The sequence below is a fragment of the Streptococcus suis genome (genome assembly GCF_002960425.1).
GTDB classification, from domain to species: domain Bacteria; phylum Bacillota; class Bacilli; order Lactobacillales; family Streptococcaceae; genus Streptococcus; species Streptococcus suis_S.
Window position 1 is genome coordinate 45,615 of the sequence record NZ_POIZ01000033.1, and the last position, 21,217, is coordinate 66,831.

Consider the following 21,217-nt stretch of genomic DNA (forward strand, 5'->3'; position numbering starts at 1 on the left):
ATTGCTGAGATTTGCTTCGCAAATCTTATCTCCAACCTTTAACAGTCCACAGGACTGTTAAACCCAATCAACCACTGCGCTGAGATGTTGACACGAACTCTGAGTAGTAGTCGCTGGGCTTGAGCCCAGCCTCTTTTGGTATAATATTCCTATGTTAGAAAACAACCGCTTAAATGAATTAATACTCCGTTTTCCCGAGGATGTTCAGTTGATTTTTAAGGATATGATTCCCTCTTATCAGTTGGGCTATGTGGATTATGTCTATCAGACAGATCATTACGCCACCCAAAACCGTCGGATTAAAAATTTGGCAAAAAATTTCCGAAGAATGGATTATTTTTACATCATGCCCCTGCCCCAGGATCTGGCATTGGAAATTGCTAACCAATGGCGCTATCAACCACCTTTGGATGCCTATACGATTAGTGCAAACCCCAAGATTTATGCTGAGATGATTTCGCCTGATGCGCGTGGGGACCGCTTTTTTGCAGTCATCCGTAATGCCGCCCTCATGGGCTATTTCTGTATTGACCAAGATGGTGAGACCGTTGACATTCGTTTGGGCATGAAACCGTCTTTGACAGGTCAGGGAAATGGCAGAGCTTTCTACCAGACTATTGAAGACTATGTAGTAGAGAATGTTCAGCCAGCTAGTATCAAACTGACAGTTGCCGCCTTTCATCAAGCAGCTCAAACCCTCTTTCATGCTCTTGGATTTACAGAAAGAGAACAGCAAGCAGAATATATCAAAATGGAAAAGAAACTCGTATGCGATTAGATAAATTTTTAGTGGATTGTGGTGTTGGCAGTCGAACAGAAGTCAAGAAAGTCCTGAAAAACAAGCAAGTCACAGTTAATGGCCAAGTAGAGACGTCCCCCAAGCAACAGATTGACGAAAAGACGGACCAGATTGCAGTAGCAGGCCAGATCTTGAGCCATGAGACCTTTGTTTATTATGTATTGAACAAACCCAAGGGAGTTATTTCAGCAACCGAGGATGACCGTCATCGGACTGTCTTGGACCTGCTGGACGATACAGCTCGCCAGAAGGAAGTTTTTCCTGTTGGGCGCTTGGACATCGATACCCATGGCTTGCTCCTCTTGACCAACAACGGTCAGCTGGCTCATGCCATGCTTTCTCCGAAAAAACATGTTGATAAACTCTACCGTGCACAGGTTGACGGGATTATGACCCAAGAGGATGTCCAACGATTTGCGGCAGGAATGGATCTGAAAGACTTTACCTGTCAGCCAGCCCTGTTGACCATCCTTTCTACAGATGAAGCTAAGCAGACTTCGCTCGTTGACATCACCATCCGAGAAGGGAAATTTCACCAGGTCAAACGCATGGTGCAGGCCTGCGGAAAGACGGTGACAGACTTGCAACGATTGACCATGGGGCCTCTTCGCTTAGATCCCAAGTTAGCGCTTGGAGAATACCGCAGGTTGACTGCTGCTGAATTGAAGCAATTAGAAGTTTTTGGTGTGGAGTTATGAGAAATATTGAAAAAATTTTTCGTGCCCTGCCCTTGATTGTAGTGGCAGGTGCAGTTGTCTATCTTTCGATTTGGATGTGGGTTGATAATGGGGATTGGACCTACATCATTGCGAGGGTGTCTGGTATGACGGAGAAGCATGCCAATAATTTATCCTTAATTGCCATAGCCATCCAGTCTCTATTTTTTACTTCTGACTGGTTTTATAGTCGCATTCGTGCCTTTCTCAATCGTCGGTTAGAACGTACCAAGGGGCTTAATCGGCAGATTTATTTGGGCTATAAGGCTGGCATTGAATTCCTGATGGCTCTGCCCAAACGAACCATCTTGTTTAGCTTTTACCTACTCTTGACGATTTTGGAAAACCTAGGTGTAATTGATAGTGCCAAAGATTATGCAGTCATTGTCATCTTTATCATTGCGGTGGATCGCGTGACCAAAATCTGGCCAGAAGAAAAGCGGAGAATGATGGAGTTTGGTCAGAAGATAAAGAAACGGATAAAGAGTGTGGAATAAGCGGAGAGGTGCATAGATATTTTAAGAAGGCAGTTTTGTCTTCTTTTTTTGTTAAAAAACTAAACAAAATGTAATATATATATTGCAAAAAGAAAAATATAGTGTATAATAAAGTTGTAAAAATGGACAGGAGGATGGCTATGGCATGAAAAATCTTCGGTTAAAGTTAGCGCGTGTGGAAAAAGATATGACCCAAGGGGACTTGGCAGAGGCTATTGGAGTGACCCGCCAGACCATCGGTCTGATTGAGGCAGGGAAATACAATCCTAGTCTAAGTCTTTGTCTATCGATTTGCCACTGCCTAGGAAAAAGTTTAGATCAATTATTTTGGGAGGAACCAACTGATGAAAAAAATTGTGACTGATGAACGTGTTCAACAAGAAGAAAACCAAGTCTTTGCCTGGGTGGGAAAGACCATGAATATTCTTTTGCCCTTCTCATTTCTCATCAAAAGTCTGGTCTTAAAATGGCCGTTTGATACCTATGTTTTTGAACTGATTGCCATGTTGGTTGTTTCAGTCTATCTCTTTTATGGCTATTGGAAGAAAGGGCTTGATATGGAAAGAGGAACTACTTGGCAGGGTTATCTTTACTTAGGAGGGGTGATTGCAGGGACAACGATTGTAATGGCTTGGACCAACTACCAGACCTATGGACAGCATTATTCTGGTGTCTGGGATTGGCATTTTTGGGCGGTGATTTTGATATTCCTCGTCTCTGTTACCTGTCTTTGTTTGCTATTGCTGAACATACTATCTTGGGCGAATAAGTACCGTCAGAAGCAGGTGGAAAAAGAGCTGGCAGATGAACTCGAATAAGCAATGGAGTTCTTATCCCCGCTCTGCTATTTCCCGAACAATGCCGAAAAAATCTCGAAAATTCCTTGCTAAGATGAAGGGCTTGTGTTACAATACCAAAAGCGTAGGTTTTTAAACTCATCCCGTGAGGTGAGAAAGACAACAGGAAAATCAATTAAGGGCCTATGACTATGTATATTTAGAAAGTCTGGGTCTTTTTGTGTACCCAGAATGGGAAATTTATGAGTACAAAAGCCAATCTTTTGTTTGATGTCCATGAGAAACCAGCCCCGCTTCAAGGGATTTTGTTGAGTTTCCAGCACGTGTTCGCTATGTTCGGTGCGACGATTTTGGTGCCGCTGATTCTCGGTATGCCCGTATCGGTTGCCCTCTTTGCATCAGGTGTCGGGACCTTGATTTACCAAGTGGCCACCCAGTTTAAAGTTCCAGTTTACTTGGGTTCATCTTTTGCCTACATTTCCGCTATGGCGCTTGCTATCAAGGAAATGGGTGGTGATGTGTCGGCAGCTCAGACTGGTATTTTCTTCGTCGGTTTGATTTATGTGCTGATTGCTGCTCTGGTCAAAGCTATTGGAACCAAGTGGATCGACAGCCTCCTACCCCCAATCGTTATTGGCCCTATGATTGTCGTGATTGGTCTGGGTCTTGCCAATTCTGCCGTGACTTCAGCAGGCTTCGTCGCAGACGGCGACTGGAGAAATGTTGTAGCGGCGATTGCAACCTTCTTGATTGCGGCTTTTGTCAATACCAAAGGGAAAGGCTTCGCCAAGATTGTTCCTTTCTTGATTGCCATCATCGGTGGTTACGTGATTGCCCTCTTCCTTGGTCTAGTTGATTTCAAACCTGTGCTGGAAGCTGCTTGGTTTGAATTGCCAGGTTTCTACCTGCCATTTGAAACAGGAACCTTCAAATCCTACAATTTCTACTTCGGTCCAGAAATGATTGCCATCCTACCAATCGCAGTCGTGACCATCGCAGAACACATCGGTGATCACACGGTTCTTAGCCAAATCTGTGGTCGTCAGTTCTTGAAAGACCCAGGTCTCAGCCGTACCTTGATTGGTGATGGTGTAGCGACTGCTGTATCTGCATTTATCGGTGGACCAGCCAATACGACCTACGGTGAAAATACAGGGGTTATAGGTATGACTCGCATCGCGTCAGTATCCGTTATCCGCAACGCAGCCTTGATTGCCATTGCCTTCTCATTCTTGGGTAAATTCACAGCCCTTATCTCCACCATTCCAAGTGCTGTACTTGGTGGTATGTCGATCTTGCTCTACGGTGTTATCGCCTCAAACGGTTTGAAAGTTTTGATTGAAAGCCGTGTTGATTTCGGTCAAGTCCGCAACCTGATTATCGCGAGTTCAATGCTGGTATTGGGTCTCGGTGGTGCAGTGCTTAATATCGGTGCCATCACCCTGTCAGGAACAGCCCTCTCAGCCATTGTCGGTATCGTCCTCAACCTCATCTTGCCAAAGGCAGAAAAGGCTGAGTAAATTTGAAAATAGTTGAAAGTCAGCTCCAGCTGGCTTTTTTTGGAAAAATGGCAGAGCAGCTCAGCTATTTATCAAATCAGTTGACAAAAGAGCCATTCCTTGATAGAATAAATGAGGTCCAAAAGGACAAATCTAGCTTTTTCTTGGTTGCAGGTCGCCAACCTGTCACTCGGATCAGGCTCAAAAACAAAGGAGAACATATCATGGCAATCTCAAAAGAGAAAAAAAATGAAATCATGGCACAATATGCTCGTCATGAAGGCGACACAGGTTCAGTTGAAGTTCAAGTAGCAGTACTTACTTGGGAAATCAACCACCTTAACGACCACATCAAACAACACAAAAAAGACCACGCAACTTACCGTGGTTTGATGAAAAAAATCGGTCGCCGTCGTAACTTGTTAGCATACCTACGCCGCACAGACGTAAACCGTTACCGTGAATTGATTCACTCACTCGGACTCCGTCGTTAAGATAGGATACAAAAGTCGTCAAAAACGACTGAAAAATAGGAAACTGCCATGTCTTCGGATAGTGGCAGTTTTTCTTATGTTCCATTATGGAAGTGTAGTGCTCTGAAAAGCTGGGTGTTCTTTGTTTGAGTGAAGAGTATTCGTTTCGTTCAGTTTTTTATATGGTAGGTTAGATTTTCCCTCAAATTCCTTCCTCATTTCACCACATTTTCCGTCAAATATGATAGAATAAATAGTATGCGTGGTTTTGTGCAAAAGAGAGTGAAACAAGTTTGTTTGATTGTCTTTTGTAGAAAACACGCAAGAAAAATTTTAGAAAAAATAGGAGACAATTCATGTCAAAACAAGTATTTGAAACGGTTTTTGCTGGCAAGAAATTGGTCGTTGAAACTGGCCAGGTTGCCAAACAAGCCAACGGTGCGGTTGTTGTTCGCTATGGCGACTCAACAGTTCTTACAGCGGCAGTTATGTCCAAGAAAATGGCAACGGGTGATTTCTTCCCCCTCCAAGTCAACTATGAAGAAAAAATGTATGCCGCAGGGAAATTTCCAGGTGGCTGGATTAAGCGTGAAGGCCGTCCGTCGACCGATGCGACCTTGACTGCTCGTTTGATTGACCGTCCAATCCGTCCAATGTTTGCGGAAGGCTTCCGTAACGAAGTTCAAGTCATCAACACAGTGCTTTCTTATGACCCAGATGCCTCTGCTCCTATGGCAGCCATGTTTGGTTCTTCATTGGCATTAGCAATCTCAGACATTCCTTTCAACGGTCCAATCGCAGGTGTCCAGGTCGGCTATGTCAATGGTGAACTCATCATCAACCCTGACAAAGCTCAAATGGAAGAGTCTCTCCTTGACTTGACAGTGGCTGGTAACAAGGACGCTATCAACATGGTAGAGTCTGGTGCCAAAGAATTGTCAGAAGACATCATGTTGGAGGCACTCCTCAAAGGTCATGCGGCTATTCAAGAACTCCTTGACTTCCAAAATCAAATCGTAGCAGCAGTCGGCAAGGAAAAGGCAGATGTGGAGCTTCTTCAAGTGGACTCAGACTTGCAGGCTGAGATTGTTGCAGCTTACAATGACGATTTGAAAAAAGCGGTGCAGGTTGAAGAAAAATTGGCTCGTGAAGATGCGACCAATGCCGTGCGCGAGACTGTCATCGCAGCCTACGAAGAAAAATATGCTGAACACGAAGAATTCGACCGCATCATGCGTGATGTCCATGAAATCTTGGAACTCATGGAACACGCAGAAGTTCGTCGTTTGATTACAGAAGACAAGGTTCGCCCAGACGGTCGCCGTGTGGATGAGATTCGTCCGCTGGATGCAGAAGTGGACTTCTTGCCAAACGTTCATGGTTCAGGTCTCTTTACCCGTGGTCAAACGCAAGCTCTTTCTGTCTTGACCTTGGCTCCAATGGGTGAAACCCAAATCATCGACGGATTGGACGACGAGTACAAGAAACGCTTCTTGCACCATTACAACTTCCCACAATACTCAGTGGGATCAACTGGTCGTTACGGTGCACCAGGTCGTCGTGAGATTGGTCACGGTGCACTTGGTGAGCGTGCTCTTGAGCAAGTCTTGCCGAGCTTGGAAGACTTCCCTTACGCAATCCGCTTGGTGGCAGAAGTCTTGGAGTCAAACGGTTCTTCATCACAGGCTTCTATCACAGCTGGTACCCTTGCCCTCATGGCCGGTGGTGTGCCAATCAAGGCACCAGTTGCAGGGATTGCCATGGGTCTGATTTCAGACGGTACCAACTACACTGTCTTGACCGATATTCAAGGTCTTGAGGACCACTTCGGCGACATGGACTTCAAGGTAGCTGGTACCCGTGACGGGATCACAGCTCTTCAAATGGACATCAAGATTGATGGTATCACGCCGCAAATCTTGGAAGAAGCCTTGGCACAGGCTAAGAAAGCTCGTTTTGAAATTCTTGATGTGATTGAAGCGACTATCCCAGAAGTTCGTCCTGACTTGGCACCAACCGCACCGAAGATTGACACTATCAAGATTGATGTAGATAAAATCAAGATTGTTATCGGTAAGGGTGGCGAAACCATTGATAAGATTATTGCAGAAACTGGCGTGAAAATCGATATCGACGAAGACGGTCTTGTGGCTATCTTCTCACCAGATCGCGATGCGATTGAACGGACCAAAGAAATCATTGCAGGACTTGTTCGTGAAGCAAAAGTGGACGAGGTCTTCCAAGCAAAAGTGGTTCGTTTGGAGAAATTCGGTGCTTTTGTTAACCTCTTCGATAAGACAGATGCCCTGGTCCACGTTTCTGAAATGGCTTGGACCCGTGTCAATAAACCAGAAGACCTAGTTGAAATCGGCGATATTGTTGATGTCAAAGTTATCAAGATTGATGATAAAGGACGTATTGACGCTTCTATGAAGGCTCTTCTTCCAAAACCAGAAGGTTATGTGGAACCAGAAAAACGCGAGCGTTCTGACAGACCACGCCGTCATAAAGACAACAAAGAGAAAAAAGACAACAACTTTGGCGAATTTAAATTCCACAAGGTTGAAAAGAAATAAGCTGAGTAGACAAGTTCGGTAGCGGGCTTGTCTTTCGCTAGAAGGAGTGACTATGGGTTGGTGGAAGGACACCATTGAGATTGTAAAAGAAAAAGATCCGGCAGCACGGACCACCTTGGAAGTTCTTTTGACCTACCCAGGTGTCAAGGCCTTGGCTGCCCACCGCCTGTCCCACTGGATGTGGAAGAAAGGCTTTAAATTGCTGGCTAGGATGCACAGCCAATTTTGGCGTTTTTGGACTAATATTGAAATTCATCCAGGCGCCGAGATTGCTTCGGGAGTCTTCATTGACCATGGAGCCGGTTTGGTCATTGGAGAAACCGCCATTATCGAATCAGGTGTCATGCTTTACCACGGCGTAACGCTTGGTGGTACGGGTAAGGATTGTGGCAAACGCCATCCGACCGTGCGAAAAGGGGCTCTTGTCTCTGCCCACGCCCAAGTCATTGGCCCTATTGAGATTGGAGAAAATGCTAAAGTGGGTGCAGCTGCCGTTGTCCTAACCGATGTTCCAGCAGATGTGACAGTAGTCGGCATGCCAGCTAAAATTGTCCGTGTGCATGGTCAAAAAGATGAGAAGGTCATTCATGACATGGAAGGTGGTCGTGAACACTACACCACCAAACTGGCAGAGCTGAGAGAAGCCAGCCATCATTCGTCGCATTTGTAGAGTTGTAAGGGACAAGATTCGGAGGGAAAATGCTACTAGAAGAATTTGAAAACACCTCTGCAGTCATTGAACCAACGGACAAGGCTATCCGTGGTGGCGGAGAGGTATGTGACACCATGATTTTCTCCTTCAATGGGGAAATTGTAGATCGTGTCCGTCAGCTACCTGAGAGCAGAGAAGGTGGTCATTTACAGACCTTAAATGGTCGTCATCCTTGGTATATTTTGGAAAGAGATGGACTGCAGGTTGCAGTCATGTTGGCAGTAATCGGTGCTCCAATGGCGGTTGGTCATCTAGAAGAGTTGAAAGCATGTGGTTTTGAGAATTTTATAGTTCTTGGTTCCTGCGGTGTGCTGGATAAGTCGCTTGCTGCGGATAAGATTATCTTTCCTAGCTCTGCTCTTCGGGATGAGGGAACTAGCTATCACTACGCTCCTGCCAGCGAGGAAATCAGCTATGACCCTGCTTTGCTATTGACCATGGAAAAAGCCTTGGACCAAGTGGGAATCGAGCACGTGCGGGCCAAGACCTGGACAACGGACGCTTTCTATCGGGAAACGGCTACCAAGGTCAAGCGTCGCCTAGCCGCTGGTGCCATGGTGGTCGATATGGAAGCTTCTGCTATCATGGCCTGGGCAAACTTTCGTCAAGCCAAGGTCTATCAATTTTTCTACACGGCAGACTATGTGGACCACCACAAGAATGAATGGGATGCCCGTCGGGAAGAACGAACTGCCGACAGCATGACCTTCTTTGAAGTGGCCATGGCGATTGCAAAAGGAGTAACAAATGAAAACATTCAAGGGAAATGACTGGCTCTATCCAGTCAATCTGATTTTGGCCATTGTGTTGGCTGTTTTAAATTATAGCCAGGGTTCTTAAGGACTCGGTCATATCTGGGCTGCCTTGGCAATCTTTTGGGTGATCCGACTGGTCTTTCTTTGGATCCAGCGGAAGAAAAAGTAGGAGAAAGCATGATTAAAATTTACGATACCATGACTCGCAGTTTGCGTGACTTTGTTCCCTTGGAAGAGGGGAAGATCAAGATGTATGTTTGCGGTCCGACGGTTTACAACTATATCCATATCGGCAATGCCCGTAGTGTCGTGGCTTTTGATACCATCCGCCGCTATTTTGAATACCGTGGCTTTGATGTGACCTACATTTCTAACTTTACGGATGTGGATGACAAGATTATCAAAGCTGCTAATGAAGCTGGCATGACAACCAAGGAACTGTCTGATAAGTTTATCGCAGCTTTCAAGGAAGATGTGGCAAAGTTAGGTGTCAAACCAGCTACCCAAAATCCTCGTGTTATCGACTATATGGATGAAATCATTGATTTTGTGCAGGTCTTGATTGACAAGGGTTACGCCTATGAAGCGGCAGGCGATGTTTATTTCCGTGTGGAAAAGGCAGAAAACTATGCTCGTTTGGCCAACAAAACCCTGTCTGACCTAGAAGCTGGGGCTTCTGGTCGTGTTGAGGGAGAAGGTCAACTCAAAGAACATCCTTTCGACTTTGCCCTGTGGAAAACTGCTAAGCCAGGCGAAGTGTCTTGGGAAAGTCCTTGGGGAGCAGGTCGTCCAGGTTGGCATATCGAGTGTTCGGTTATGGCGACAGAGATTTTGGGAGATACCATTGATATTCACGGTGGTGGTGCGGACTTGGAATTCCCTCACCATACCAATGAGATCGCCCAGTCTGAGTGCAAGACAGGTCAGGCCTTTGCTAACTACTGGATGCACAATGCCATGCTCAATATCAACGATGAGAAGATGTCCAAGTCCTTGGGCAATTTCCTGACAGCCCATGATATGTTGGAACAAATTGACGGTCAGGTCTTGCGATTCTTCCTATCTACCCAGCACTACCGCCGTCCACTCAACTACACTGAGAAGGCTATTTCAGATGCGGAAATCAATCTCAAATATCTAAAAAACACTTATACACAACCTGTGCAAAACTTTGTGGATAAGTCAGGTCTTGAATTGCATTTGGCAGCCTTTGAAGCAGCCATGGATGATGATTTCAATGCGGCAAATGGAATTACGGCTATCTTTGACTTTGCCAAATGGATCAACTCTGGCAACTACGATGAAACAGTTAAGGAAGCTTTTGGCAGAATGCTCGCCGTCTTTGGCATCGTCTTTGAAGAAGAAGTCTTGGATAGCGAGATTGAAGCCTTGATAGCAGAACGTCAAGCAGCGCGTGCCAATCGGGACTTTGCGACGGCTGACCGCATTCGTGATGAATTGGCAGCCCAGGGCATCAAGCTCTTGGATACCAAAGATGGTGTGAGGTGGACACGTGACTAAGGCAGTAGATGTCAATCTCATCAATGGTATTGCCCTGGCTTTTGAAGGGGATGCTGTCTATTCCATGTATATCAGACGGCACTTGATTTTCAAGGGGCTGACCAAGCCCAACAAACTGCACGGCGAGGCTAATAAATACGTCTCTGCCAAGGCTCAAGCAAGCCTGATTTCTGCCCTCTTAGAAGCTCAGCTATTGACCGAAAAAGAGGAAGAAATCTACAAACGGGGCCGCAACACCAACAGTCACACCAAGGCCAAGAATGCAGACGTGGTGACCTATCGGATGTCCACAGGTTTTGAGGCGATTTTGGGTTACCTGCACATGACTGAGCAGATCGAACGCTTGGAGGAACTGGTGGGATGGTGTATTGACAAAATAGAAAGGGGATAAGATGAACGAGAAGGAACTTGCAGGTTGGTTTCCGCAGGCTAGGTTGTCGCGGGAAGCGGGCGAAAACACTCTGGCTCTGGGCGACGGTCGCTATCTGAATCTGGCGGATGCGGATTTGACAGAGCGGGAACGCTATCTCTTGTCCTTGTTGTCACATCCTCAAGAGCAGAAACCGTCTAGCCCCTGGCAGTCCTACCTACAAGGTCAGGGCTCACTGCCCCAGGCGATCGAAGTCATTCAGTTTATTCATGTCCACCTTTGGTCACAGAAAGAGGCCCAGTTGGATGCTTGGCGGATCATGATGACTGATCTTCTGCCCAGCCAGGTGACTCAGGTGCAGCTGACGGCTCAGGACTACCTCTTCATCTTGGAGCAAGGGACTTGGACAGACTATCAAACTCTTCTTGCAGACACCCTGTCGGCCTTGGAGTTCGACTTCGGCTTGCGCCTGACCCTCTTGGTCGGCCAGGTCTGGCCCCGTCAACTCGCAGACCGCTGGCCTCAACTCTACCAAGCAGAGTCGGTCCTTTTCGCTCAATGGCGAGCCCACTACCACCAATCAACCGTCCTCTCTTTTAGTCAACTTTTTCTTTGGGGACAAGGCAGAGCAGGCTTGGAGCTTGGTCTGATAAAAGCCAGTATGCTAGATCTGATTGACCAGCAAGATATGCAGGATATCATTCTAGCCTTATGGGCAGAGGGGGCCGTGGTCACTAAGACCGCTCAGTCCCTCTATGTTCACCGGAATACCCTCCAATACCGATTGGATAAATGGCAGGATATGACAGGTCTTCAATTGAAGGAATTGACAGACTTGAGTTTCTGTTATCAAGTATTATTAGATAGAATTTACTAATCTTTTGTGCAAGATGTACAAAAGATTTTTTTATTTTTGTTCACATTGACAGAGAAAAATAAAGCGTTTTCATTTATAATAAAATCATCAAAGAAAGCGAGGATTGAACATGGTTCAATTGAATTTAAAAAATATCTACAAAAAATATCCTAACAGCGAGCATTACTCAGTTGAAGACTTCAACTTGGACATCAAGGACAAAGAGTTTATCGTATTCGTAGGTCCTTCAGGATGTGGTAAGTCCACAACTCTTCGTATGATTGCTGGTTTGGAAGATATTACAGAAGGGGAAGCATACATCGATGGCGTTCTCATGAACGATGTGGCACCTAAAGACCGTGACATTGCCATGGTATTCCAGAACTATGCCCTCTACCCACACATGACTGTATTTGACAACATGGCTTTTGGTTTGAAATTGCGTAAGTACAGCAAGGACGAAATCAAAAAACGTGTGGAAGAAGCTGCACAGATCCTTGGTTTGACAGAATTCTTGGAACGCAAACCTGCTGACCTTTCTGGTGGACAACGCCAGCGTGTTGCCATGGGTCGTGCCATCGTTCGTGATGCAAAAGTATTCTTGATGGATGAGCCTTTGTCAAACTTGGATGCCAAATTGCGTGTGTCCATGCGTACAGAGATTGCCAAAATCCACCGCCGTATCGGTGCAACAACCATCTACGTAACCCACGACCAAACAGAAGCCATGACCTTGGCTGACCGTATCGTTATCATGTCTGCGACTAAAAACCCAGCAGGTACAGGTACAATCGGTCGTATCGAGCAAATCGGTAGCCCAGAAGAGCTATACAACCGTCCAGTCAACAAGTTTGTGGCTAGCTTCATCGGTAGCCCTGCTATGAACTTCTTCACAGTGACACTTCAAGATGGTGTTCTTGTTGGAGATGGTTTCAAGGTAGATCTTCCAGATGGTCGTCGCAAGCACTTGGAAGAAAAAGGCTACAATGGTAAGAGCTTCACACTTGGTATTCGTCCAGAAGACATCAAGGCTTCTCAGTTGGAGTTGGATACTTACCCTTCTTCTATCGTAGAAGCAGAAGTAGTCGTTTCAGAGCTTCTTGGTGCAGAAACCATGCTTTATTCTAAGGTTGGAAACACTGAATTTGTATCTCGTGTGGATGCACGTGACTACCACAACCCAGGAGACAAGGTGCGCTTGACCTTCAACCTCAACAAGGCTCACTTCTTCGATGATGCAACAAGCAAGGCAATCGTATAAATTTGTTCATAAAACACCTGACCGTCAGATGAAAATCTGGCGGTTTTTGGTTAGGAACGCATAAATACTTGTTTTTTTTATTAAATTCTATATAATAAATATAGGAAAGATACTTACAGGAGGTTTCCCATGAAGACGTTACTTAGAAAAATTCGCTGGACTGCTTTCTCCATTTTGATTTACAATCTCACTTTAATCTTGGCTGTTTGGCTGGGGACGGTATCCACCAAGGAGGAATTCATCATTGCAGTAGCGGGGAATGCAGCCATGATGGGTCTGTCTTTCTTGCATTTGCACAACCAAGTATCAGATGAATTTCATGGAAAAATAGAAGAACCGTCGGTTTAAACTGACGGTTCCTTTTCTTATGTTAGTAATTGTAGTAGGTAGGTCATTGTTCCGAATTCGAATAAAATGTAGATTCCTAATATGATAAAAATGGTTGGAAGAATCATTTTTTCATATTTTTCTATGAATTCAGAAATGCTATGGAGACTTCCAAATTTTTCTGCTAGGTAGCAAATGGCGACTGTCTCTAGCAAGATCAGGCCAGCAGTTAAGAGTGTTTCTAAGGTACTTAGAGTTGTAAAATAAGGGGTAAATATTCCTAAATTATCTACTCCCGATGCTAATGAAATAAAAATTACAGATAGTAGTCCGATTTTGCTATCAGGAATTTCTGTCTCTTCTTCGTTTTCAAAAAGGATTCTAACCCCTAGTAGAATAGGGACGAAGCCGAGCAGACCAAGGATCCAGTCAGCTAGAAAAACATTGGCAACTTGGCTAAGGATCGAACTTAAGAGAATGAGTATAAAGCTAGCAAGTAGTTGTCCAAAATAGATTGTGCGCTTTTCACCTGGTTTTTTTGCCTGTGAAAATAAAAGGAATAAAATTAGGAAATAATCGATACTTGTTGAAATACCAAGAATCAGTGCATAAGTAATAATAGTCATGGTCCCTCCGTATAATATAGTAGTCATAGATGTTTATTTACAGAGGCACATCAATTTTGAAAGATAGAAGTAAAAATTGCGATTCATTTTAATTTCCTTTTTCACGACCCTCATCTTCATCTTTATAAACCTCATAAAAGTCAACCTTGAGGCGAATAAAGGCTTCCATATCGTGTAGGAGCTGAAAGAGGGTAGCACGGGTTTCAAATTCTTCTCGGGTTTGCGGCAGAGGTCGCTCGCGGAAGGTTGCATGGAAGAGTTCGATGTCTAGGAGGAGTTCCTTAGCGGAGTTTTCTCGGCTCAGTTGTTGGGCTGCTCGCTCGAAAAGGCTGGACAGGATGACATTTTCTCTGCCTTCCAGTAAACACTTGTTGATATTTCCTGCCATGGTCCGCAGGATTTTATTTTGTGCGGCCCGCATTTCAAAGTAATGGACCTGGTAGTTGGTTTGCTGGAAGAGCTGGTTGTGGCGGTCTAGGTAAACGACCTTCAGGGCCTCGTCCAAGGTCTTATCCAGCTGCGTAATCAATGCTGCCTCGTTTCGTCCGTCGCCGTTGAGCAGAAAGGCTTCAAAGCGAAGGAGAATCTGCTTGAGTAGGTCTTCGACTTGGTCGTGGTAGGCCTCGATTTTCTTTTCTTGCGAGGGCATATAGAGGTTAAACAAGAGGGCCAGTCCTGCCCCAATCAGAAAAAGCGCCAGCTCATTTCCCAAAAAAATCAGCGAAATATCCTGCTCTAGCAAGAGGTGGGTGACGAGGACGGTCGAGGGGGCGATGCCAGCCTCCCAGTTGAATTGGTAGGCCAGAGGGACATAGAGGGCCAGGTAGATGCCTAGGGTCCAGATGCCGAAGCCAAAGAGGGTGAAGGTCAGGACGGCTATGGTCAGGGCCAGGAGGGTGGAAAAGAGGCGGTTGCGGGCCATTTTGAAGCTGGACTTGCGGGTGTCGAGGACGCTGAGAATGGCGATGATGCCAGCTGCCGTCGCATAGGACAAGCCCAGGGCGGTCGCTAGGTAAATGGCTAGGACGGTAGCAAATATCAGTTTTATCGTTCGGAGGGAGAGGGACATGGGGGCTCCTTTGGTCTTAGTCTTCCTTTTATTGTACCATAAAGAATCAACAGTCACTCCCCTGACTGTTGATTTATACAAACAAGGCAATGATTCCTACTACCAAGTAGCAGACCAGTTTGTAGCTTTCGTTGATGAGGATGAGGTTAAGAGGGCGTTGCTCAAAGACATAGTTTTTCAATGAAGCAAGTACCGCAATCACGCCCATGCCGCCAGCTGCGTGGAGTGGTGAAACATCAAGGGTCTTGATGAAGAAAATCGCCACAACAGCAGTCAAAACTTCAATCGCCAAGGAAATCACCATTTCCTTCTGGCCATTTTTCCCAGCCTGACGGTCAGCTTCTACCTTGGCCATGTCAATGCCAGAGGCTTCAATCCAAGCATCACGGAAAATCAAACCATACCATAAACCACCAATCGCAAAGGCGATCAGCCCTGCCACAATTCCAAAAATAAGTGTCATATGTTCTCCTTTTTAGTTCTGTTTGTACGGATAAATGATAGATGACAGAATACCATGGTTTGGTAAGGAGGTCAAGTTTTTCAGCTGTGATATAGTGAGTGCCTATTTTCAGTCAACCTATGCTATAATACTCTTATGGAACAAAATGATATCGTATATGGCGTACATGCTGTAGTGGAGAGTTTGGAGGCCAACACCGGCAACAAACTCTACATTCAGGATGATTTGCGCGGAAAAAATGTAGAAAAAATCAAGGCACTGGCGGCAGAGAAGAAGGTGTCGATTTCCTGGACGCCGAAGAAGACCCTGTCTGACATGACAGAAGGTGCCGTTCACCAAGGCTTTGTCCTGCGGGTCTCCGAGTTCGCCTATGCGGACCTGTCGGTGATTTTGGAAAAAGCAGAGCAGGAAGATAATCCCCTCATTCTCATCTTGGACGGTCTGACAGACCCCCACAACTTGGGCTCGATTTTGCGGACCGCAGATGCCACTCAAGTGGCGGGCATCATCATTCCCAAGCACCGAGCAGTTGGCGTGACGCCTGTTGTGGCTAAGACCTCCACAGGTGCAGTGGCCCATGTCCCCATCGCCCGAGTGACCAATCTTAGCCAAACCCTCGATAAGCTCAAGGAGGCTGGTTTCTGGGTATTTGGTACCGATATGAACGGAACCCCAAGTCACAAGTGGAATACGGCTGGCAAACTAGCTCTTATTATTGGCAACGAAGGCAAGGGCATTTCCAGCAATATCAAAAAGCAGGTGGATGAGATGATTACCATTCCTATGAAGGGCCATGTCCAATCTCTCAACGCCAGCGTAGCAGCAGCTGTGCTGATGTACGAAGTATTTCGGAAGAAAATCTAAATGAAAGAAAAAGTTCTCATTGTAGATGGCTACAACATGATCGCCTTTTGGCAGGCCACCAAGCAAGATTTTAAAAAGGGAGACTTGGATGCGGCCAGAACGACCTTGCTTCGAACCTTGTCTCACTACGCAGCCTTTGAACAGATTGAGGTGATTTGTGTCTTTGATGCCCACCATGTGCCGGGTCTTCGCCAGCAGTATGATGAATACAAGGTATCGGTCATTTTTACAGAGGAGGAAGAGACGGCAGATAGTTATATCGAACGACTCAGCGCCCAGCTCAATAGTGACCGTCGCAAGCAGGTTTCCGTCGCAACCAGCGACCTCAACGAACAATGGGTGGTCTTTTCACAAGGGGCCTTACGGATTTCGGCGCGTGAGTTAGAGGAGAGAACCAGGGTCATCAAAAAGGACTTGAACAAGTTTGTGGACCAGGTAGATCTCTACACCCCACGACTCAATCCCTGGTCAGATGGGAATTTTCAAGCCTTAAAAGCAATGATGGAGGAGATGAAAGAATGACATTTACAATCGTAACCGATTCGACATCGGATTTGTCAACCAGCTGGGTCCAAGAAAATGATGTGACCGTGCTTGGTTTGACCATTAACCTAGATGGCGTAACCTATGAAACCGTTGGGGAAAACCGCTTGACCTCTTCAGATTTATTGGAGAAAATAGCGACTGGAGGCCTTCCGACAACCAGTCAGGTCAATGTTGGTCAGTTTGAAGAAGTTTTTGAAGCGGCCGCCAAGGAAGGCAAAGAGGTACTCTACCTAGCCTTTTCATCGGCTCTTTCAGGGACCTATCAAAGTGGAACCATTGCACGTGATATGGTCTTGGACAACTATCCACAAGCCCATATCGAGATTGTCGATACCAAGGCGGCTTCTATCGGTGAAGGTTACTTGGTCATGCAGGCGGCTCAAGCGCGTGCTGCGGGTAAGACCTTGGCAGAAACCAAGGCACTGATTGAGGAATTGGTGCCACGCTTGCGGACCTATCTCTTGGTTGATGACCTCAACCATCTGGTACGTGGTGGCCGCTTGTCCAAGGCAGCGGCCCTCATTGGCAGTCTAGTCAATATCAAGCCTCTCCTTGCGCTCAATGCGGAAGGAAAGTTAGAAGCGATTGCTAAAATCCGTGGTCGCAAAAAAGGAATCAAGGAAATGTTGAACCTGACCTTGGATAATTTGGATCATTCTACGGTTATGGTGGCCTATACAGGTGATATTGAGGCGGCTGAAGCGATGAAGGCAACCTTGTTGGAAGATAGCCGTGTCAGCGAGGTTCTTTTGACTGAGTTGGGTCCGATTATTGCCACCCATACAGGAACTGGGGTACTAGCCGTTATTTCTATCAATAAAGAAGAGAGATAATCTCTTTTCTTTTAAGAAACAAAAGAAAACGTTTACAATATATACTAATTAAGATTAAATGGAGGTATCGTATGAAACGCTTGTTGTCTTGTTATGCCAGTGACTTGCTGGGAGCGACTAAGGAGGAGCTCAAGCAGTCCATTTTATCCAGTGAAGGTCGGATTATCATGGGAGAAACGGTGGTCACAGCGGCTCCCTTGATTGCCGGGGTGACCAATGCGGAGATGATGGCTGCTTTTGGTTGTGACCTCTTGGTGCTCAACGAATTGGATGTCTTTCATCCGGAGATTGTTGGTTTTTACGACTGCGACAATCCTATCGCAGAAATCAAGCGGTTGACAGGTCGATTGGTCGGGATTAACTTGGAGCCTGTGGATAGCAGCCAAGAGGTCCAAGACCAGCAGATCTTTCTCAAACCGGGTCGTCAGGTCAGTCCAGAAAGTCTGCGACAGGCTCAAGCCCTTGGCGTTGACTTTATCATGCTGACAGGCAATCCCGCTACGGGTGTGTCCATGGCTGCCATCCGCTCTGCTATTGGCCTTGCCAAAGAACACTTTGAGGGCCTCATCTTTGCGGGGAAAATGCACGGTGCAGGGCTGGGAGAGTCGGTCGTGGACAGCCAAGCCCTGTTGGATTTTGTGGACTTGGGGGCAGACGGTGTCCTCATTCCTGCGGTCGGCACGGTTCCGGGTGTGCGGGAAGAGATCGTGGCACCGATTGTCAGTCAGGTCAAGGCGCGTGGTGGTCTGGTCATTTCGACCATTGGGACCAGTCAGGAGAGTGCGGACAGCCAGACGGTGCGGGAGTTTGGGCTCAGCAACAAGCGGGTGGGCTCGGACATCCACCATATCGGAGATGGGGGCTACGGTCGGATGCCAGACCCTGAAAATATCTTGGCTCTGTCCTTGGCGGTCAGAGGCAAACGGCACACCTATTTCAAAATAGGCCAATCAGTGAGGAGATAAGGAATTGGCGGGATTTTCTCTACTTCCTGTTCAGGTTTTCTATTCTTGTTTTGGGCTGTAGAAAAAATAAAAAAAGTAAAGTAAAATGGCTTGACGAGATTGTCCATATTTGATAGAATGGTAGACGGTATTGTTTACCCCATTTGAAAGGCCCCGGAACCTTCCAAATACCCGCGGACCGGAACATCCGCCCAGTAAACAAAAACGATTCGTATAGGAGAAATCATGAACAAAACAACATTTATGGCTAAACCAGGCCAAGTTGAACGTAAATGGTATGTAGTAGATGCTACTGATGTACCTCTTGGACGCCTTTCAGCAGTAGTTGCTAGCGTTCTTCGCGGTAAAAACAAACCAACTTTCACACCTCACACTGATACTGGTGACTTCGTTATCGTTATCAACGCTGAGAAAGTGAAATTGACTGGTAAAAAAGCAACTGATAAAATCTACTACACTCACTCAAACCACCCAGGCGGATTGAAATCAATCTCAGCTGGTGAATTGCGTTCTAAAAACGCAGTTCGTTTGATTGAAAAATCAGTTAAAGGTATGCTTCCACACAACACACTTGGTCGTGCTCAAGGCATGAAGTTGAAAGTGTTTGTAGGTGCTGAGCACACTCACGCTGCACAACAACCAGAAGTACTTGATATTTCAGGTCTTATCTAAGGGAAAGGACGTAATCTAAATGGCACAAGCACAATACACAGGTACTGGTCGTCGTAAAAACGCGGTTGCACGCGTACGTTTGGTCCCAGGTACTGGTAAAATCACAGTAAACAAAAAAGATGTAGAAGAGTACATCCCACACGCTGACCTTCGTTTGGTTATCAACCAACCATTCGCAGTAACTTCAACACAAGGTTCATACGACGTTTTCGTTAACGTGAACGGTGGTGGTTACGGTGGTCAATCAGGTGCGATCCGTCACGGTATCGCGCGTGCATTGCTTCAAGTAGACCCAGACTTCCGCGATTCATTGAAACGCGCAGGCCTTCTTACACGTGACGCTCGTATGGTTGAACGTAAGAAACCAGGTCTTAAGAAAGCTCGTAAAGCTTCACAATTCTCAAAACGTTAATCAACACGATTATATCAACGTTTATGGACATTCAAGAATTACTTCTTGGATGTCTTTTTTGCGGTTTTTAAGTATAAAGTCAGGTGGCCAGGTCACAAATAGTATTTTCTGATTAAAGGAGTAGAACTGTGCTATAATAAAACTAGGAATACTATAGGAGATGGATATGTATAAAAATGTGTCACACTGGCAAACAGCAAAGGAAAGCCAATACTTGGATAGAAAATCAGCTAGAAAGAAACCGTCTGAACTTCTCAAACACCTGATTGCTTTTGCAAATGCGGATGGTGGTCAGTTGGTGATTGGTATTGAAGATGAGAAGCAGGATAACATTATCACTGGTTTCAAGGACGGCAGGGCTTATCCCATAGACGATTTCAAAAAGATTGACCGTGAGATGCGTGAGACTCCTTTGGATCTATCTTTTGAGGAAATCCCTGTGGTTAATCATAAGGGTGAGGATGATTTAATTTTGGTTATCTCAGTTGAATTGTCGTCAAATCGTGTGATTGCAGCGCCAAATGATGAGGTTTATCTTCGTCAGGGTGATGAAACAGTCAAGTTGAGCTACGCGCAACGCATTCAGCTCAGCTATGACAAGGGACAACGTTTCTTTGAAGATGAAGTGGTGCCAGACGCCAGTCTGGAAGATATTGATGAATCTATCGTACAGGATTTCAAAAGTCACTTTGATTTATCAGAGCGCTCCACAGAGGAAATTCTCAAAGCTAGGCGTTTTTTGGTTAATGGAAAATTGACTAAAGCTGCTATTTTACTTTTTGGAAAGTATCCTTCGGCTTTCTTCCCTCAAGCGCGTGTTCGTTTTCAACGGTTTGATGGTACCGATATGGGGACTGGAAGTAGTTTTAATGTTATTAAGGAAGTGACTTTTGATGATGCTTTGCCTACCTTGATTATCAAGGTTCGAGATTTTATCCGTACTCAGCTTCGCGAATTTCAGTATCTTGATAATGATGGTCAATTCCAGATTTTGCCTGAATATCCTGAATTTGCTTGGTTTGAAGGTGTTGTCAATGCCGTAACTCACCGTGATTATTCTGTCTATGGAGATCACATTCGTGTCCTTATGTTTGATGACCGCTTAGAAATCCATAGTCCAGGGAAATTGCCTAATATCGTAACAGTTGAAAACATCAAGCATGAACGTTTTTCGAGAAACCCTCGCATTGCCAGAACTCTGACAGAGTTTGGTTGGGTTCGTGAGATGAATGAAGGGGTGAAGCGTATCTATTCTGAGATGGAATCTGCTTTTCTCCATGAACCAAAATATTCAGAACCTGGGAATAAGGTTGTACTGACGCTTGAGAACAACATTGTCAGCCGACATCTGCGCACACGAGACAGCTTGGAAAAACAGTTCTCTGATTTTGATGGATTAACAGCAGATGAGCAACTGATTATCCACTATATGTATAACTCAGGCGAGAGAATGACAACAGCAAAAGCCATTGAGCTTACAGGTAGGAGCAGGAAATATATTGTTAAAACGTTTAAAAAATTACAAGAACTAGGTATTGTTATTTGGTATGGGTCAAATAAAAATGATAAAAATCAATACTATACATTGATGAAAAAATAGTTTATTCT

25 protein-coding genes are annotated in these 21,217 nt (G+C 45.5%); 22 read left to right on the plus strand and 3 right to left on the minus strand.

The genetic code is table 11. The features are described from left to right. Positions 1 to 151 precede the first annotated feature (151 nt). From C1G57_RS04085 to C1G57_RS04160, 15 genes are all read left to right on the plus strand, one after another. Entirely contained in the window at positions 152 to 778 is a 627-nt protein-coding gene (locus tag C1G57_RS04085) for a GNAT family N-acetyltransferase (protein WP_238595264.1), read from the plus strand. Beyond that, complete coding sequence (locus tag C1G57_RS04090) at positions 769 to 1,497, plus strand: pseudouridine synthase (RefSeq protein ID WP_105113855.1); 729 nt, start codon at positions 769 to 771, stop codon at positions 1,495 to 1,497. The genes C1G57_RS04085 and C1G57_RS04090 overlap by 10 nt, the downstream gene beginning before the upstream one ends. A gap of 5 nt (positions 1,498 to 1,502) precedes the next feature. Then, complete coding sequence (locus C1G57_RS04095; RefSeq protein ID WP_105113888.1) at positions 1,503 to 2,012, plus strand: hypothetical protein; 510 nt, start codon at positions 1,503 to 1,505, stop codon at positions 2,010 to 2,012. A 145-nt stretch (positions 2,013 to 2,157) separates the two neighbouring features. Further along, positions 2,158 to 2,376 (plus strand): helix-turn-helix transcriptional regulator, encoded by a 219-nt coding sequence (locus tag C1G57_RS04100; RefSeq protein ID WP_105113856.1) that lies wholly within the window; start codon positions 2,158 to 2,160, stop codon positions 2,374 to 2,376. After that, the gene (locus C1G57_RS04105) at positions 2,357 to 2,830 is read left to right on the plus strand and encodes a DUF6773 family protein (RefSeq protein ID WP_105113857.1); all 474 of its coding nucleotides are present in this window, start codon (positions 2,357 to 2,359) and stop codon (positions 2,828 to 2,830) included. Before C1G57_RS04100 ends, C1G57_RS04105 begins: the two co-directional genes overlap by 20 nt. A 221-nt stretch (positions 2,831 to 3,051) precedes the next feature. After that, positions 3,052 to 4,329 carry a uracil-xanthine permease family protein gene (locus C1G57_RS04110; RefSeq protein WP_105113858.1) on the plus strand — a complete coding sequence of 426 codons (1,278 nt, stop codon included), beginning with the start codon at positions 3,052 to 3,054 and terminating at the stop codon, positions 4,327 to 4,329. A 203-nt stretch (positions 4,330 to 4,532) separates the two neighbouring features. Beyond that, on the plus strand, positions 4,533 to 4,802 hold the full coding sequence (gene rpsO, locus C1G57_RS04115) for a 30S ribosomal protein S15 (RefSeq protein ID WP_002938849.1): 270 nt from the start codon (positions 4,533 to 4,535) through the stop codon (positions 4,800 to 4,802). Positions 4,803 to 5,137: 335 nt separating this feature from the next. Next, on the plus strand, positions 5,138 to 7,357 hold the full coding sequence (gene pnp, locus C1G57_RS04125) for a polyribonucleotide nucleotidyltransferase (protein WP_105113859.1): 2,220 nt from the start codon (positions 5,138 to 5,140) through the stop codon (positions 7,355 to 7,357). Positions 7,358 to 7,409: 52 nt separating this feature from the next. Further along, positions 7,410 to 8,027, plus strand: coding sequence for a serine O-acetyltransferase (gene cysE / locus C1G57_RS04130; protein ID WP_105113860.1), 618 nt, complete (start codon positions 7,410 to 7,412; stop codon positions 8,025 to 8,027). A 29-nt stretch (positions 8,028 to 8,056) separates the two neighbouring features. Beyond that, a complete protein-coding gene (locus tag C1G57_RS04135) occupies positions 8,057 to 8,839 on the plus strand; it encodes a nucleoside phosphorylase (protein ID WP_105113861.1) in 783 nt (260 codons plus the stop codon). Positions 8,840 to 9,001: 162 nt separating this feature from the next. After that, a complete protein-coding gene (cysS, locus tag C1G57_RS04140) occupies positions 9,002 to 10,345 on the plus strand; it encodes a cysteine--tRNA ligase (protein WP_105113889.1) in 1,344 nt (447 codons plus the stop codon). Further along, a complete protein-coding gene (locus C1G57_RS04145) occupies positions 10,338 to 10,736 on the plus strand; it encodes a Mini-ribonuclease 3 (protein ID WP_105113862.1) in 399 nt (132 codons plus the stop codon). Before cysS ends, C1G57_RS04145 begins: the two co-directional genes overlap by 8 nt. A 1-nt stretch (position 10,737) precedes the next feature. Continuing rightward, positions 10,738 to 11,592 (plus strand): helix-turn-helix domain-containing protein, encoded by an 855-nt coding sequence (locus C1G57_RS04150; RefSeq protein ID WP_105113863.1) that lies wholly within the window; start codon positions 10,738 to 10,740, stop codon positions 11,590 to 11,592. A gap of 109 nt (positions 11,593 to 11,701) precedes the next feature. Continuing rightward, entirely contained in the window at positions 11,702 to 12,832 is a 1,131-nt protein-coding gene (locus tag C1G57_RS04155; RefSeq protein ID WP_105113864.1) for an ABC transporter ATP-binding protein, read from the plus strand. 129 nt (positions 12,833 to 12,961) lie between these two features. Then, on the plus strand, positions 12,962 to 13,180 hold the full coding sequence (locus C1G57_RS04160) for a hypothetical protein (RefSeq protein ID WP_105113865.1): 219 nt from the start codon (positions 12,962 to 12,964) through the stop codon (positions 13,178 to 13,180). 17 nt (positions 13,181 to 13,197) lie between these two features. On the opposite strand, the gene C1G57_RS04165 is transcribed toward C1G57_RS04160, so the two are convergent. From C1G57_RS04165 to C1G57_RS04175, 3 genes are all read right to left on the minus strand, one after another. Continuing rightward, entirely contained in the window at positions 13,198 to 13,785 is a 588-nt protein-coding gene (locus C1G57_RS04165) for a cadmium resistance transporter (protein WP_105113866.1), read from the minus strand. 88 nt (positions 13,786 to 13,873) lie between these two features. Then, the gene (locus tag C1G57_RS04170) at positions 13,874 to 14,854 is read right to left on the minus strand and encodes an aromatic acid exporter family protein (protein WP_105113867.1); all 981 of its coding nucleotides are present in this window, start codon (positions 14,852 to 14,854) and stop codon (positions 13,874 to 13,876) included. Between the two features lie 73 nt (positions 14,855 to 14,927). Then, on the minus strand, positions 14,928 to 15,317 hold the full coding sequence (locus C1G57_RS04175) for a DUF1761 domain-containing protein (RefSeq protein ID WP_105113868.1): 390 nt from the start codon (positions 15,315 to 15,317) through the stop codon (positions 14,928 to 14,930). 135 nt (positions 15,318 to 15,452) lie between these two features. Between C1G57_RS04175 and rlmB the strand changes: the two genes are divergently transcribed. The 7 genes from rlmB to C1G57_RS04210 all read left to right on the plus strand — a co-directional run bounded on the left by rlmB (position 15,453) and on the right by C1G57_RS04210 (position 21,209). Next, positions 15,453 to 16,181 carry a 23S rRNA (guanosine(2251)-2'-O)-methyltransferase RlmB gene (rlmB, locus tag C1G57_RS04180; RefSeq protein ID WP_044680224.1) on the plus strand — a complete coding sequence of 243 codons (729 nt, stop codon included), beginning with the start codon at positions 15,453 to 15,455 and terminating at the stop codon, positions 16,179 to 16,181. Beyond that, positions 16,182 to 16,703 carry an NYN domain-containing protein gene (locus C1G57_RS04185; RefSeq protein ID WP_105113869.1) on the plus strand — a complete coding sequence of 174 codons (522 nt, stop codon included), beginning with the start codon at positions 16,182 to 16,184 and terminating at the stop codon, positions 16,701 to 16,703. Then, a complete protein-coding gene (locus C1G57_RS04190; protein ID WP_105113870.1) occupies positions 16,700 to 17,560 on the plus strand; it encodes a DegV family protein in 861 nt (286 codons plus the stop codon). The genes C1G57_RS04185 and C1G57_RS04190 overlap by 4 nt, the downstream gene beginning before the upstream one ends. Before the next feature lie 71 nt (positions 17,561 to 17,631). After that, positions 17,632 to 18,525: a PEP phosphonomutase gene (locus C1G57_RS04195; protein WP_105113871.1), complete on the plus strand. Its 894-nt coding sequence runs from the start codon at positions 17,632 to 17,634 to the stop codon at positions 18,523 to 18,525. A gap of 225 nt (positions 18,526 to 18,750) precedes the next feature. Further along, positions 18,751 to 19,197: a 50S ribosomal protein L13 gene (gene rplM, locus C1G57_RS04200; protein WP_002876943.1), complete on the plus strand. Its 447-nt coding sequence runs from the start codon at positions 18,751 to 18,753 to the stop codon at positions 19,195 to 19,197. A gap of 19 nt (positions 19,198 to 19,216) precedes the next feature. Then, positions 19,217 to 19,609 carry a 30S ribosomal protein S9 gene (gene rpsI, locus C1G57_RS04205; protein ID WP_002942223.1) on the plus strand — a complete coding sequence of 131 codons (393 nt, stop codon included), beginning with the start codon at positions 19,217 to 19,219 and terminating at the stop codon, positions 19,607 to 19,609. Positions 19,610 to 19,775: 166 nt separating this feature from the next. Further along, positions 19,776 to 21,209: an ATP-binding protein gene (locus C1G57_RS04210; RefSeq protein WP_105113872.1), complete on the plus strand. Its 1,434-nt coding sequence runs from the start codon at positions 19,776 to 19,778 to the stop codon at positions 21,207 to 21,209. The last annotated feature ends 8 nt before the right edge of the window (positions 21,210 to 21,217 follow it).

Bases quoted from the DNA above. Each gene is read 5' to 3' on its own strand.
- C1G57_RS04085 (WP_238595264.1), top strand. From the start codon at position 152: ATGTTAGAAAACAACCGCTTAAATGAATTAATACTCCGTTTTCCCGAG.
- C1G57_RS04135 (WP_105113861.1), top strand. From the start codon at position 8,057: ATGCTACTAGAAGAATTTGAAAACACCTCTGCAGTCATTGAACCAACG.
- C1G57_RS04185 (WP_105113869.1), top strand. From the start codon at position 16,182: ATGAAAGAAAAAGTTCTCATTGTAGATGGCTACAACATGATCGCCTTT.
- pnp (WP_105113859.1), top strand. From the start codon at position 5,138: ATGTCAAAACAAGTATTTGAAACGGTTTTTGCTGGCAAGAAATTGGTC.
- rplM (WP_002876943.1), top strand. From the start codon at position 18,751: ATGAACAAAACAACATTTATGGCTAAACCAGGCCAAGTTGAACGTAAA.
- C1G57_RS04150 (WP_105113863.1), top strand. From the start codon at position 10,738: ATGAACGAGAAGGAACTTGCAGGTTGGTTTCCGCAGGCTAGGTTGTCG.
- rlmB (WP_044680224.1), top strand. From the start codon at position 15,453: ATGGAACAAAATGATATCGTATATGGCGTACATGCTGTAGTGGAGAGT.
- C1G57_RS04090 (WP_105113855.1), top strand. From the start codon at position 769: ATGCGATTAGATAAATTTTTAGTGGATTGTGGTGTTGGCAGTCGAACA.
- C1G57_RS04190 (WP_105113870.1), top strand. From the start codon at position 16,700: ATGACATTTACAATCGTAACCGATTCGACATCGGATTTGTCAACCAGC.
- C1G57_RS04175 (WP_105113868.1), bottom strand. From the start codon at position 15,317: ATGACACTTATTTTTGGAATTGTGGCAGGGCTGATCGCCTTTGCGATT.
- cysE (WP_105113860.1), top strand. From the start codon at position 7,410: ATGGGTTGGTGGAAGGACACCATTGAGATTGTAAAAGAAAAAGATCCG.
- C1G57_RS04160 (WP_105113865.1), top strand. From the start codon at position 12,962: ATGAAGACGTTACTTAGAAAAATTCGCTGGACTGCTTTCTCCATTTTG.
- C1G57_RS04165 (WP_105113866.1), bottom strand. From the start codon at position 13,785: ATGACTATTATTACTTATGCACTGATTCTTGGTATTTCAACAAGTATC.
- C1G57_RS04110 (WP_105113858.1), top strand. From the start codon at position 3,052: ATGAGTACAAAAGCCAATCTTTTGTTTGATGTCCATGAGAAACCAGCC.
- C1G57_RS04170 (WP_105113867.1), bottom strand. From the start codon at position 14,854: ATGTCCCTCTCCCTCCGAACGATAAAACTGATATTTGCTACCGTCCTA.
- C1G57_RS04105 (WP_105113857.1), top strand. From the start codon at position 2,357: ATGAAAAAAATTGTGACTGATGAACGTGTTCAACAAGAAGAAAACCAA.
- cysS (WP_105113889.1), top strand. From the start codon at position 9,002: ATGATTAAAATTTACGATACCATGACTCGCAGTTTGCGTGACTTTGTT.
- C1G57_RS04210 (WP_105113872.1), top strand. From the start codon at position 19,776: ATGTATAAAAATGTGTCACACTGGCAAACAGCAAAGGAAAGCCAATAC.
- rpsO (WP_002938849.1), top strand. From the start codon at position 4,533: ATGGCAATCTCAAAAGAGAAAAAAAATGAAATCATGGCACAATATGCT.
- C1G57_RS04100 (WP_105113856.1), top strand. From the start codon at position 2,158: ATGAAAAATCTTCGGTTAAAGTTAGCGCGTGTGGAAAAAGATATGACC.
- C1G57_RS04155 (WP_105113864.1), top strand. From the start codon at position 11,702: ATGGTTCAATTGAATTTAAAAAATATCTACAAAAAATATCCTAACAGC.
- rpsI (WP_002942223.1), top strand. From the start codon at position 19,217: ATGGCACAAGCACAATACACAGGTACTGGTCGTCGTAAAAACGCGGTT.
- C1G57_RS04195 (WP_105113871.1), top strand. From the start codon at position 17,632: ATGAAACGCTTGTTGTCTTGTTATGCCAGTGACTTGCTGGGAGCGACT.